Origin of the sequence: Streptomyces sp. BV286 (genome assembly GCF_019090165.1) — a bacterium.
Lineage (GTDB): Bacteria > Actinomycetota > Actinomycetes > Streptomycetales > Streptomycetaceae > Streptomyces.
The window spans coordinates 121,758-134,260 of record NZ_JAHRIB010000149.1 but is presented as its reverse complement, the minus strand read 5'-3'; the positions used below and the strand labels follow the sequence as shown (position 1 = coordinate 134,260).

The following is a 12,503-nucleotide window of genomic DNA, read 5'->3' as shown; positions in this document are numbered from 1 at the left end:
CCTTACGTGGACGGGCACTTCGGGCCGTCCCCGGCCGTTCACCAAACGGCGCCCGGGGACGGTACCGTTCGGTAGGGGAGCGGGGCTGGTGCCTCGCTGCCAGCGCCCATTGCCTGTACGAGACGGAGTGGCACCGGATGCAGCACGCAGTGGGGCCTCCGCTGCCGCCGCCCCACCAGCAGGGGCACGGACCGGCCGCCGGCTGGTCCGGGGCCGCACCACACACGGGACCGCACCACCCGGGTACCCACGCGGGCCCGCACCCGGGACCGGCGCCGGTGAACCCGCCCGCGGGTCCGCCGCCCGGGTTCGCCGGAGCGCCGACCGGCCCCGCCGCCCCGCACCCGCCGGGCCATCCGCCCGCGCCGCACCACACGATCCCGCACCACGCTCCCGCACCGCCGACGCCGGACACCACGGGCCACGTGCAGCTGCCGCCGGGCGGCCCCGTCCCGATGCCGAGCGCGCCGCCCGCGACCGGCACTCCCGACCCGACGTCCACGACGCTCGCCGTGCTGCTCATCGGGCCCGCGGGCGCGGGCAAGACCAGCGTCGCCAAGTACTGGGCGGACCACCGCCGGGTGCCCACCGCGCACATCAGCCTGGACGACGTGCGGGAATGGGTGCGCTCGGGTTTCGCCGACCCGCAGTCCGGGTGGAACGACAGCTCGGAGGCGCAGTACCGTCTCGCCCGCCGCACCTGCGGCTTCGCCGCCCGTAACTTCCTGGCCAACAACATCTCCTGCATCCTCGACGACGCCGTCTTCCCCGACCGGCCCGTCGTGGGCCTCGGCGGCTGGAAGCGGCACGTCGGGCCCGGCCTGCTGCCGGTCGTCCTCCTGCCGGGCCTGGAGATAGTCCTGGAGCGCAACGCCGAGCGCTCCGGAAACCGCCGTCTCACCGACGAGGAAGTGGCCCGCATCCACGGCAGGATGGCCGGCTGGTACGGGTCGGGCCTGCCGATCATCGACAACTCCCAGCTCGACGTACCGCAGACGGCCCGGGTCCTGGACGACGTACTGGCGCGGTCCATCGCAAGCCCGCCCCAGTGGTAGGGAACTCTCGGGGGAGCTGAGCCCGGCCCGCCAGGGACCGGGGACCGCGCGACGAGCCCCCGCAGACCCGCAGCCCCCGCCCCGGCGAACAGCCTTCGGCCGGACCCTCGTCCTCCGTTCGGCTCCCGCCCACTCGGCCCCACTCGACCGGCGCTCCCCGGACACAGCTCCTACGCTCGTCCCATGTCCGAGGTGTACGAGGCCCGCCGAGCGCGGCTACGGGAACGCTGCAACGCGAGCGGCAGCGTCGCGGCGCTGATCTCCCGCCCCGCCAACGTCCGATATCTCACGGGCGCGACCCCGCACGACGCCGTTCTCCTGCTGGGCAAGACCGAGGACCTGCTCGTGTACGGGGCTCCCCCCGAGACCCCGGCCGGGCAGGGCCGTCCGGACGAGGGCCTGCGGATCCACGCGCTGCCGAGCCCCGGGGGTGACCCCGCCGTCGCGGCCGCGGATCTCGCCGCGGCCCAGGGGGCCGAGTCCCTCGCCGTGGAGGAACACCATCTGACCGTGGGCCGGCACCGGGCGATCGTCTCGGTGGCACCCCGGCTGCGCCTCGGCGACCTCGGCGGAGCCGTCGAACAGCAGCGCGTGATCAAGGGCGAGGAGGAGATCTCCTGCCTGCGCATCGGCGCCGAGATCGCGGACCAGGCCCTGGGGGAACTCCTCGAGTCGATCCTGGTCGGCCGCACCGAACGGCATCTCGCGCTGGAGCTGGAACGCCGCCTGGTCGACCACGGAGCCGACGGCCCGGCCTTCCGGACCTCGGTCGGCACGGGACCGAACTCCGGGCGCCGCGGCCACCGGCCCACCGACCGCCGGGTCGAGGAAGGAGATTTTCTCTCCGTCTGCCTCGGAGCGACCTACCGCGGATACCGCGGTGAGATCGGCCGTACCTTCGTCATCGGCACCTCGCCCGCCGACTGGCAGATCGAGCTGTACGACCTCGTCTTCGCATCCCAGCGGGCCGGCCGGGAGGCCCTGGTGCCCGGCGCCGCCTACCGTGACGTGGACCGCGCGGCCCGCCAGGTACTGGACTCCGCGGGGTACACGGAGGGCCTCCCTCCGTGTACCGGACACGGCGTGGGGCTCGAAATCGACGAGGACCCGCAGTTGGCCCCCGCGGCCATGGGTAAACTGGACGCTTGCGTGCCGGTCACCGTCGAACCGGGGGTCCACCTCCCGGGACGGGGCGGCGTCCGGATCGATGACACGCTCGTCGTGCGCCCCGAGGCGGACGGCGGACCCGAGCTACTCACCATCACGACCAAGGAACTGCTCGCGCTCTAGCTTCGAGCCGTGCGCGTGCCACCGGGGTCGTCCACGTCAGTCCAGGAGATTCCGCAACCGTGGCTTCCACGAACGACCTCAAGAACGGCCTGGTGCTCAAGCTCGACGGGGGCCAGCTCTGGTCCGTCGTCGAGTTCCAGCACGTCAAGCCCGGCAAGGGCCCGGCCTTCGTGCGCACCAAGCTGAAGAACGTGCTTTCCGGCAAGGTCGTCGACAAGACGTTCAACGCCGGCGTCAAGGTCGAGACGGCCACTGTCGACAAGCGCGACATGCAGTTCTCGTACATGGACGGCGAGTACTTCGTCTTCATGGACATGCAGACCTACGACCAGCTCATGGTCGACCGCAAGGCTGTCGGCGACGCCGCCAACTTCCTGATCGAGGGCTTCACGGCCACCGTGGCGCAGCACGAGGGCGAGGTGCTCTTCGTCGAGCTGCCGGCCGCCGTCGAGCTCGTCGTCCAGGAGACCGAGCCCGGTGTCCAGGGCGACCGCTCCACGGGCGGCACCAAGCCCGCCATCCTGGAGACCGGCCACCAGATCAACGTGCCGCTCTTCATCACCACCGGCGAGAAGATCAAGGTCGACACCCGCACGAGCGACTACCTCGGCCGGGTGAACAGCTAACCGTGGCTGCCCGCAATACGGCCCGCAAGCGCGCCTTCCAGATCCTCTTCGAGGGTGACCAGCGCGGCGTGGACGTCCAGACGGTCCTCGGGGACTGGATCCGGCACTCCCGGTCCGACACCCGGCAGCCGCCGGTGAGCGAGTACACGATGCAGCTGGTCGAGGGCTACGCGACCTACGCGAAGCGCATCGACGAGCTCATCTCGCAGTACGCCGTCGACTGGACGCTCGACAGGATGCCGGTCGTCGACCGCAACATCCTGCGCCTCGGTGCCTACGAACTGATCTGGGTGGACGAGACCCCGGACGCGGTCGTGCTCGACGAGGCGGTGCAGCTCGCCAAGGAGTTCTCCACGGACGAGTCGCCCGCCTTCGTGAACGGCCTGCTCGGCCGCTTCAAGGAGCTCAAGTCCTCGCTGCGCCGGGACGACGTCTGACCCTCGGCGCTCCGCGCGCTCCGAAGTGACGCGCGGATCGTCCCGGGCCGGTACGCGCAGGTCCCCGCGCCCTCGGGCGCGGGCACGCACCATAGAGACGCCGGAGGGCCCCCAGCCTCACGCTGGGGGCCCTCCGGCGTCCCTGTGCCTCCGAGGGCTCGCAGGCCCGCAGAAAGCCGCCGGGGTGGCCGGAACCACTTGGTTCCGGCCACCCCGGCGGCACGTTTCTTCTCAGTGCTGGTGCGGGTCAGCCCTCGTCGTGGGAGACCGCGCGGCGCGCGTCCGCGTCCAGGACGCCCCAGCTGATCAGCTGCTCGGTGAGCGTCGAGGGCGACTGGTCGTAGATGACGGCGAGTGTGCGCAGGTCGTCCTGGCGGATCGACAGCACCTTGCCGTTGTAGTCGCCGCGCTGGGACTGGATCGTCGCCGCGTAGCGCTGCAGGGGACCTGCCTTCTCGGCCGGCACGTGGGCCAGCCGCTCCAGGTCCAGCACCAGCTTCGGCGGCGGCTCGGCCGCTCCGCCCGGCGTGGTGCCCGGCAGCAGCTCCTGCACGGGCACGCCGTAGAAGTCCGCCAGCTCCGCGAGACGCTGTACGGTCACGGCGCGGTCGCCGCGCTCGTACGAACCGACCACGACCGCCTTCCAGCGGCCCTGGGACTTCTCCTCGACGCCGTGGAGGGAAAGGCCCTGCTGGGTACGGATGGCGCGGAGCTTGGCCCCGAGCTGTTTGGCGTATTCGCTGGACATATGGCTCCCCGGACACGGTGTCGACGTGCGGCTCGGCCGCGCGGCTGGTGACTCACTGTGAGGTTACGCAGCGTGACTCTGCCTCGTCAAGCCGAATGGTCCGGACCGGCCTCCCCGCGCAAGGGGGTGACGGCCGGGACGAGGGTGGTGATCAGGGGCATTGCCGGGCTGGTACCGTTGATGGCGCAATTCCGACGTCCTTTAATGATCCGTCCCGTGAGGCGGAGAAGGGGGTCCGTTTCGTATGGACACTGATCAGCAGAAGCAGCAGTACGAGTCCGATGCGCGGCCCGTACTGGAAGCACCCGACATCGCCCGGGTCCTGACCCGCATCGCCCACGAGATCGTCGAGCGCGCCAAGGGCGCCGACGACGTGGTGCTCCTCGGCATCCCGACCCGGGGCGTCTTCCTGGGCCGGCGGCTCGCCGCCAAGCTCCAGGAGATCACCGGCCGCACGATCCCGGTCGGCTCCCTCGACATCACCATGTACCGCGACGACCTGCGCATGCATCCGCCGCGCGCGCTGGCCCGTACCGACATCCCCGGTGACGGGATCGACGGCCGGCTGGTCGTCCTCGTCGACGACGTGCTCTTCTCCGGCCGTACCATCCGCGCCGCCCTCGACGCGCTGAACGACATCGGCCGCCCGCGCGCCGTGCAGCTCGCGGTCCTCGTCGACCGCGGTCACCGCGAACTCCCGATCCGCGCCGACTACGTCGGCAAGAACCTCCCCACGTCGTTGCGGGAGACGGTCAAGGTCCAGCTCGCCGAGGAGGACGGTCGCGACACCGTGCTGCTCGGTGTGAAGCAGACCGCCCCGGGCGGGCAGCAGTAGCACCCGGCCGTACGGCCCCGCCGTACGCCGCGTCCACGCGCGCCCCCCCGCCTGCCCGGCCGTGCCTCCAGGGCACACCCCGGGCGCCCGCTTCCCGACCTGAACTGCCTTACGGAGCCTGAAAGATGCAGCGTCATCTCATCTCGGCCGCCGACCTCACCCGCGACGACGCCGTCCTGATCCTCGACACCGCCGAGGAGATGGCCCGGGTCGCCGACCGGCCGATCAAGAAACTGCCGACCCTGCGCGGCCGCACCGTCGTCAACCTCTTCTTCGAGGATTCGACCCGGACCCGGATCTCCTTCGAGGCCGCCGAGAAGCGCCTCTCCGCCGACGTCATCAACTTCACCGCCAAGGGGTCCAGCGTCTCCAAGGGCGAGTCCCTGAAGGACACCGCCCAGACCCTGGAGGCGATGGGCGTCGACGCCGTCGTCATCCGGCACGGCGCCTCCGGAGCCCCGTACCGCCTCGCGACCTCCGGCTGGATCGACGCCGCCGTCATCAACGCCGGGGACGGCACCCACCAGCACCCCACCCAGGCGCTGCTGGACGCCTTCACGATGCGGCGCCGGCTCGTCGGCCGGGACGCGGGCCTCGGCCAGGACCTGGCCGGCAAGCGCATCACGCTGGTCGGCGACATCCTGCACAGCCGTGTGGCCCGCTCGAACGTGGACCTGCTCCACACCCTCGGCGCCGAGGTCACCCTCGTGGCCCCGCCGACCCTGGTCCCCGTGGGTGTCGAGACCTGGCCCTGCGAGGTCTCGTACGACCTCGACAGCACGCTGTCCAAGTCCGACGCGGTGATGCTGCTGCGGGTCCAGCGCGAGCGGATGAACGCGGCGTTCTTCCCCACCGAGCGCGAGTACTCGCGGCGCTACGGGCTCGACGGCGACCGCATGGCGCGGATGCCCGAGCACGCCATCGTGATGCACCCCGGCCCGATGGTCCGCGGTATGGAGATCACCGCCGAGGTCGCCGACTCCGACCGCTGCACCGTCGTCGAGCAGGTCACCAACGGCGTCTCCATCCGGATGGCCGTGCTCTATCTGCTGCTCGGCGGCAACGAACCCGCCGTCACCCACACCCGTACCGAGGAGAAGTAAGACTCATGGGCAAGATCCTTATTCGTGGTGCGCGGGTGCTCGGTGGCGAGCCGCAGGACGTCCTGATCGACGGCGACACGGTCGCCGAGGTCGGTACGGGTCTCCCGGCGGAGGGCGCCGAGGTCGTCGAGGCCGACGGCAAGGTGCTCCTGCCGGGACTCGTCGACCTGCACACCCATCTGCGCGAGCCCGGCCGCGAGGACTCCGAGACGGTCCTGACCGGCACGCGCGCCGCAGCGAGCGGCGGCTACACGGCCGTGTTCGCCATGGCCAACACCTTCCCGGTCGCCGACACCGCCGGCGTCGTCGAGCAGGTCTACCGGCTCGGGCAGGAGCACGGCTACTGCGACGTGCAGCCCATCGGCGCCGTCACCGTCGGCCTGGAGGGCAAGAAGCTCGCCGAACTGGGCGCGATGCACGAGTCGGCCGCCGGTGTCACCGTCTTCTCCGACGACGGCAAGTGCGTCGACGACGCCGTGATCATGCGACGCGCGCTGGAGTACGTGAAGGCCTTCGGCGGCGTCGTCGCCCAGCACGCGCAGGAGCCCCGCCTCACCGAGGGCGCCCAGATGAACGAGGGCATCGTCTCCGCGGAACTCGGGCTCGGCGGCTGGCCCGCGGTGGCCGAGGAATCGATCATCGCCCGGGACGTGCTGCTCGCGGAGCACGTCGGCTCCCGCGTCCACATCTGCCACCTGTCGACCGCGGGCTCCGTCGAGATCGTGCGGTGGGCCAAGTCGCGCGGCATCGACGTCACCGCCGAGGTCACCCCGCACCACCTGCTCCTCACCGAGGAGCTGGTGCGCTCGTACAACCCCGTCTACAAGGTCAACCCGCCGCTGCGCACCGAGCGCGACGTGCTGGCCCTGCGCGAGGCGCTCGCCGACGGCACGATCGACATCGTCGCCACCGACCACGCCCCCCACCCGCACGAGGACAAGGACTGCGAGTGGGCCGCCGCCGCCATGGGCATGGTGGGCCTGGAGACCGCGCTCTCCGTCGTGCAGCAGACGATGGTCGAGACCGGGCTGCTCGACTGGGCCGGTGTGGCGGACCGCATGTCCCGCAAGCCCGCCGAGATCGGCCGCACGCAGGGGCACGGCCGTCCCGTCTCGGCAGGTGAGCCCGCCAACCTCACGCTGGTCGACACGGCATACCGTGGTGAGGTGGACCCCGCGGGCTTCGCATCGCGCAGCCGCAACACTCCGTACGAGGGTCGTGAGCTGCCGGGCCGTGTCACGCACACGTGGCTGCGGGGCAGGGCCACGCTCGTCGACGGGAAGCTCGCGTGACATCACTCACCCCCCTTGCAGCGGAGATCGCAACCGGCCTCGCAGCCGAACAGAAGTCCGCGGAAGTGACCGACTGGGCCGCCCGGATCGGCTGGCTCGTCGGCCTCGTCCTGTTCGTCGCGCTCGTCTACTGGCTGATGCGCGAGGGCTGGAAGTGGCGCGGCACGCTACAGGGCGACCTGCCCGAGCTGCCCACCGCGCCGGAAGAGCCCGGCGACGCCAGACTGACGGTGCTGTCGATGAGCGGCCGCTACCACGGTTCGACGACCGCCGGTCAGTGGCTCGACCGCATCGTGGCGCACGGCCTGGGCACCCGCAGCCGGGTCGAGGTGACACTGACGGACGCGGGACTGGACGTCGTACGGCCCGGAGCGGCCGACTTCTTCGTCCCGGCCGAGCGGCTGCGCGAGGCCCGGCTCGACAAGGGCATCGCGGGCAAGGTCCTCACCGAGGGCGGTCTGCTCGTCGTCACCTGGGAACACGGCGACCGGCTGATCGACTCCGGGTTCCGCTCCGACCGCGCGGCCGAGCACAACGAATGGGTCGACACCCTGAACCACATGATCGACAAGAGCAGCGACACGGAAGGCGCACGATGACGACCTCCATTGAGGGGACCGCCTCGCAGAGGCAGAAGGCGGCTCCCGCCGTACTCGTCCTGGAGGACGGCCGGACCTTCCGCGGCCGTGCCTACGGGGCCGTGGGGGTGACGTTCGGGGAGGCGGTGTTCTCCACCGGGATGACCGGCTACCAGGAGACCCTCACCGACCCGTCGTACCACCGGCAGGTCGTCGTGATGACCGCCCCGCACGTCGGCAACACCGGCATCAACGACGAGGACATGGAGTCCCGGAAGATCTGGGTCTCCGGATACGTCGTACGCGACCCCGCGCGCGTGCCGTCCAGCTGGCGCTCCCGGCGCACGCTGGACGACGAGCTGGCCGCGCAGGGAGTCGTCGGCATCAGCGGCATCGACACCCGCGCGCTCACCCGCCACCTGCGTGAGCGAGGCGCCATGCGCGTCGGCATCTTCTCCGGCGAGAGCCTGCCCGACGACGCCACCATGCTGGCCGAGGTGCGCCGGGCCCCCGAGATGAAGGGCGCCAACCTCTACGAGGAGGTGGCCACCGAGGAGGCGTACGTCGTCCCCGCGATCGGCGAGAAGAAGTACACCGTCGCCGCCGTGGACCTCGGCATCAAGGGCATGACCCCGCACCGCATGGCCGAGCGCGGCATCGAGGTGCACGTGCTGCCCGCCACCGCGACCGTCGAGGAGATCTACGCGGTCGCCCCGGACGGCGTGTTCTTCTCCAACGGCCCCGGCGACCCGGAGCAGGCCGAGCACCCGGTCGCCCTGATGCGGGCCGTGCTGGAGCGGAAGACGCCCCTGTTCGGCATCTGCTTCGGCAACCAGATCCTCGGCCGCGCCCTCGGCTTCGGCACCTACAAGCTCAAGTACGGGCACCGGGGCATCAACCAGCCCGTGCAGGACCGTACGACCGGCAAGGTCGAGGTCACCGCGCACAACCACGGCTTCGCCGTCGACGCGCCGCTCGACAAGGTCTCCGAGACCCCCTACGGGCGGGCCGAGGTCAGCCACGTCTGCCTGAACGACCAGGTCGTCGAGGGGCTGCAGCTGCTCGACCAGCCCGCGTTCAGCGTCCAGTACCACCCCGAGGCGGCAGCGGGCCCGCACGACGCCGCCTACCTGTTCGACCGCTTCACGTCTTTGATGAACACCGTCCCGATGGAGGGCCAGCGTGCCTAAGCGCTCCGATATCCAGTCCGTCCTGGTCATCGGCTCCGGCCCGATCGTCATCGGCCAGGCCGCCGAGTTCGACTACTCCGGCACCCAGGCCTGCCGCGTCCTCAAGGCCGAGGGTCTGCGGGTCGTCCTCGTCAACTCCAACCCGGCGACGATCATGACCGACCCGGAGATCGCCGACGCCACGTACGTCGAGCCGATCACCCCGGAGTTCGTCGAGAAGATCATCGCCAAGGAGCGGCCCGACGCGCTGCTGCCCACCCTGGGCGGCCAGACGGCCCTCAACACCGCCATCTCCATGCACGAGCAGGGTGTGCTGGAGAAGTACGGCGTCGAGCTGATCGGCGCCAACGTCGAGGCGATCAACAAGGGCGAGGACCGCGACCTCTTCAAGGGCGTCGTCGAGGCCGTCCGCGCGAAGATCGGTCACGGCGAGTCCGCCCGCTCGGTCATCTGCCACTCCATGGACGACGTCATCGCGGGCGTCGAGACGCTCGGCGGCTACCCGGTCGTCGTCCGCCCCTCCTTCACCATGGGCGGCGCCGGTTCCGGCTTCGCGCACGACGAGGAGGAACTGCGCCGCATCGCCGGCCAGGGCCTCACGCTCTCGCCGACCACCGAGGTGCTCCTGGAGGAGTCCATCCTCGGCTGGAAGGAGTACGAGCTGGAGCTGATGCGCGACAAGAACGACAACGTCGTGGTCGTCTGCTCCATCGAGAACTTCGACCCGATGGGCGTCCACACCGGCGACTCGATCACCGTGGCGCCCTCGATGACGCTGACCGACCGCGAGTACCAGCGCCTGCGCGACATCGGCATCGCGATCATCCGCGAGGTGGGGGTCGACACCGGCGGCTGCAACATCCAGTTCGCGGTCAACCCGGACGACGGCCGCATCATCGTCATCGAGATGAACCCGCGGGTGTCCCGCTCCTCGGCCCTCGCGTCGAAGGCGACCGGCTTCCCGATCGCCAAGATCGCCGCCAAGCTGGCCGTCGGCTACACCCTCGACGAGATCCCGAACGACATCACGGAGAAGACCCCGGCCTCCTTCGAGCCCACGCTTGACTACGTGGTCGTCAAGGCTCCGCGGTTCGCCTTCGAGAAGTTCCCCTCGGCCGACTCGACCCTCACCACGACCATGAAGTCGGTCGGCGAGGCCATGGCGATCGGCCGGAACTTCACCGAGGCGCTGCAGAAGGCGCTGCGCTCGCTGGAGAAGAAGGGCAGTCAGTTCACGTTCGTCGGCGAGCCCGGCGACAAGGCCGAACTGCTGGCCGAGGCCATCCGGCCGACCGACGGGCGCATCAATTCCGTGATGCAGGCCATCCGCGCGGGCGCCACGCCCGAGGAGGTCTTCGAGGCGACGAAGATCGACCCGTGGTTCGTGGACCAGCTGTTCCTGATCAAGGAGCTCGCGGACGGGCTGGCCGCCGCCGACAAGCTGGACCCGGAGCTGCTCGCCGAGGCCAAGCGCCACGGTTTCTCCGACGCCCAGATCGGCGAGATCCGCGGGCTGCGCGAGGACGTCGTCCGCGAGGTGCGGCACGCGCTGGGCGTACGCCCGGTCTACAAGACGGTCGACACCTGCGCCGCCGAGTTCGCGGCGAAGACGCCGTACTTCTACTCCTCGTACGACGAGGAGACCGAGGTCGCGGCCCGCGAGAAGCCCGCGGTGATCATCCTCGGCTCCGGCCCCAACCGCATCGGCCAGGGCATCGAGTTCGACTACTCCTGCGTCCACGCCTCCTTCGCGCTGAGCGACGCGGGCTACGAGACCGTGATGGTCAACTGCAACCCCGAGACCGTCTCCACGGACTACGACACCTCCGACCGGCTGTACTTCGAGCCGCTCACGCTGGAGGACGTGCTGGAGATCGTCCACGCGGAGACGCTCGCCGGCCCGATCGCGGGCGTGATCGTCCAGCTCGGCGGACAGACCCCGCTGGGCCTCTCCCAGGCGCTCAAGGACAACGGCGTCCCGGTCGTGGGCACGCCGCCCGAGGCGATCCACGCCGCCGAGGACCGCGGCGCCTTCGGCCAGGTGCTCGCGGAGGCCGGGCTGCCCGCGCCCAAGCACGGCACCGCCACCACCTTCGCCGGGGCCAAGGCCATCGCGGACGAGATCGGCTACCCCGTCCTCGTCCGGCCCTCGTACGTCCTCGGCGGGCGCGGCATGGAGATCGTGTACGACGAGGCACGGCTGTCCTCGTACATCGCCGAGTCCACCGAGATCAGCCCGTCCCGGCCGGTCCTGGTCGACCGCTTCCTGGACGACGCGATCGAGATCGACGTGGACGCGCTGTACGACGGCCACGAGCTGTACCTCGGCGGGGTCATGGAGCACATCGAGGAGGCCGGCATCCACTCCGGCGACTCGGCCTGCGCGCTGCCCCCGATCACGCTCGGCGGCTTCGACATCAAGCGGCTGCGGGCCTCGACGGAGGCCATCGCCAAGGGTGTCGGCGTGCGCGGACTGATCAACATCCAGTTCGCGATGGCCGGCGACATCCTGTACGTCCTCGAAGCCAACCCGCGCGCCTCACGCACCGTCCCCTTCACCTCGAAGGCGACCGCGGTGCCGCTCGCCAAGGCCGCCGCCCGGATCTCGCTGGGCGCGACCGTCGCCGAACTGCGCGCGGAAGGCCTGCTGCCCGCCGTCGGCGACGGCGGGGAACTGCCGCTGGACGCGCCGATCTCCGTCAAGGAGGCCGTCATGCCGTGGTCGCGCTTCCGCGACATCCACGGCCGCGGCGTCGACACGATCCTCGGCCCGGAGATGCGCTCCACCGGTGAGGTCATGGGCATCGACTCGGTGTTCGGCACGGCCTACGCCAAGTCCCAGGCCGGCGCCTACGGTCCGCTGCCGACCAAGGGCCGCGCCTTCATCTCCGTCGCCAACCGCGACAAGCGCTCGATGATCTTCCCGGCGCGTGAACTCGTCGCCCACGGCTTCGAACTGCTCGCCACCTCCGGCACGGCCGAGGTGCTCAGGCGCAACGGCATCAACGCCGTCGTCGTGCGCAAGCAGTCCGAGGGCGAGGGCCCCAACGGCGAGAAGACGATCGTCCAGCTCATCCACGAGGGCGAGGTCGACCTCATCGTCAACACGCCGTACGGCACCGGCGGCCGCCTCGACGGCTACGACATCCGTACCGCGGCCGTCGCCCGGTCCGTGCCGTGCCTGACGACGGTCCAGGCGCTCGCCGCCGCCGTCCAGGGCATCGACGCGCTCAACCACGGCGACGTGGGCGTGCGTTCGCTGCAGGAACACGCCGAGCATCTGACCGCGGCCCGCCACTGAGCTCTCCGCTCGCTGCGGAGCCTCGCCCGCGGGTACGCCGTGGCTGGT

At 70.8% G+C, this 12,503-nt stretch carries 11 protein-coding genes; 10 read left to right on the top strand and 1 reads right to left on the bottom strand.

Annotation, left to right across the window (positions count from 1 at the left end):
• The first annotated feature begins 137 nt into the window (after positions 1–137).
• The 4 genes from KUF83_RS24585 (at position 138) to nusB (ending at position 3,408) form a co-directional block, all read left to right on the top strand.
• Positions 138–1,055: a Pro-rich N-terminal domain-containing protein gene (locus tag KUF83_RS24585; RefSeq protein WP_217457090.1), complete on the top strand. Its 918-nt coding sequence runs from the start codon at positions 138–140 to the stop codon at positions 1,053–1,055.
• Positions 1,056–1,238: 183 nt separating this feature from the next.
• Positions 1,239–2,345, top strand: a complete 1,107-nt coding sequence (locus tag KUF83_RS24580) for a M24 family metallopeptidase (RefSeq protein WP_217457089.1) — start codon at positions 1,239–1,241, stop codon at positions 2,343–2,345.
• Between the two features lie 59 nt (positions 2,346–2,404).
• Positions 2,405–2,971, top strand: a complete 567-nt coding sequence (efp, locus tag KUF83_RS24575) for an elongation factor P (RefSeq protein WP_217457088.1) — start codon at positions 2,405–2,407, stop codon at positions 2,969–2,971.
• Positions 2,972–2,973: 2 nt separating this feature from the next.
• Positions 2,974–3,408, top strand: a complete 435-nt coding sequence (nusB, locus tag KUF83_RS24570) for a transcription antitermination factor NusB (RefSeq protein ID WP_217457087.1) — start codon at positions 2,974–2,976, stop codon at positions 3,406–3,408.
• 247 nt (positions 3,409–3,655) lie between these two features.
• Here nusB and bldD read toward each other — a convergent pair whose 3' ends face one another.
• A complete protein-coding gene (gene bldD / locus KUF83_RS24565; protein WP_217457085.1) occupies positions 3,656–4,156 on the bottom strand; it encodes a transcriptional regulator BldD in 501 nt (166 codons plus the stop codon).
• Positions 4,157–4,400: 244 nt separating this feature from the next.
• Between bldD and pyrR the strand changes: the two genes are divergently transcribed.
• From pyrR to carB, 6 genes are all read left to right on the top strand, one after another.
• Positions 4,401–4,991, top strand: a complete 591-nt coding sequence (gene pyrR / locus KUF83_RS24560; protein ID WP_217457079.1) for a bifunctional pyr operon transcriptional regulator/uracil phosphoribosyltransferase PyrR — start codon at positions 4,401–4,403, stop codon at positions 4,989–4,991.
• Between the two features lie 125 nt (positions 4,992–5,116).
• Entirely contained in the window at positions 5,117–6,094 is a 978-nt protein-coding gene (locus KUF83_RS24555) for an aspartate carbamoyltransferase catalytic subunit (protein WP_217457077.1), read from the top strand.
• 5 nt (positions 6,095–6,099) lie between these two features.
• Positions 6,100–7,386, top strand: coding sequence for a dihydroorotase (locus KUF83_RS24550; protein WP_217457076.1), 1,287 nt, complete (start codon positions 6,100–6,102; stop codon positions 7,384–7,386).
• On the top strand, positions 7,383–7,985 hold the full coding sequence (locus tag KUF83_RS24545; RefSeq protein WP_217457074.1) for a hypothetical protein: 603 nt from the start codon (positions 7,383–7,385) through the stop codon (positions 7,983–7,985). Before KUF83_RS24550 ends, KUF83_RS24545 begins: the two co-directional genes overlap by 4 nt.
• Complete coding sequence (gene carA, locus KUF83_RS24540; RefSeq protein WP_217457073.1) at positions 7,982–9,154, top strand: glutamine-hydrolyzing carbamoyl-phosphate synthase small subunit; 1,173 nt, start codon at positions 7,982–7,984, stop codon at positions 9,152–9,154. The genes KUF83_RS24545 and carA overlap by 4 nt, the downstream gene beginning before the upstream one ends.
• A complete protein-coding gene (carB, locus tag KUF83_RS24535) occupies positions 9,147–12,455 on the top strand; it encodes a carbamoyl-phosphate synthase large subunit (RefSeq protein WP_217457072.1) in 3,309 nt (1,102 codons plus the stop codon). Before carA ends, carB begins: the two co-directional genes overlap by 8 nt.
• Positions 12,456–12,503 lie beyond the last annotated feature (48 nt).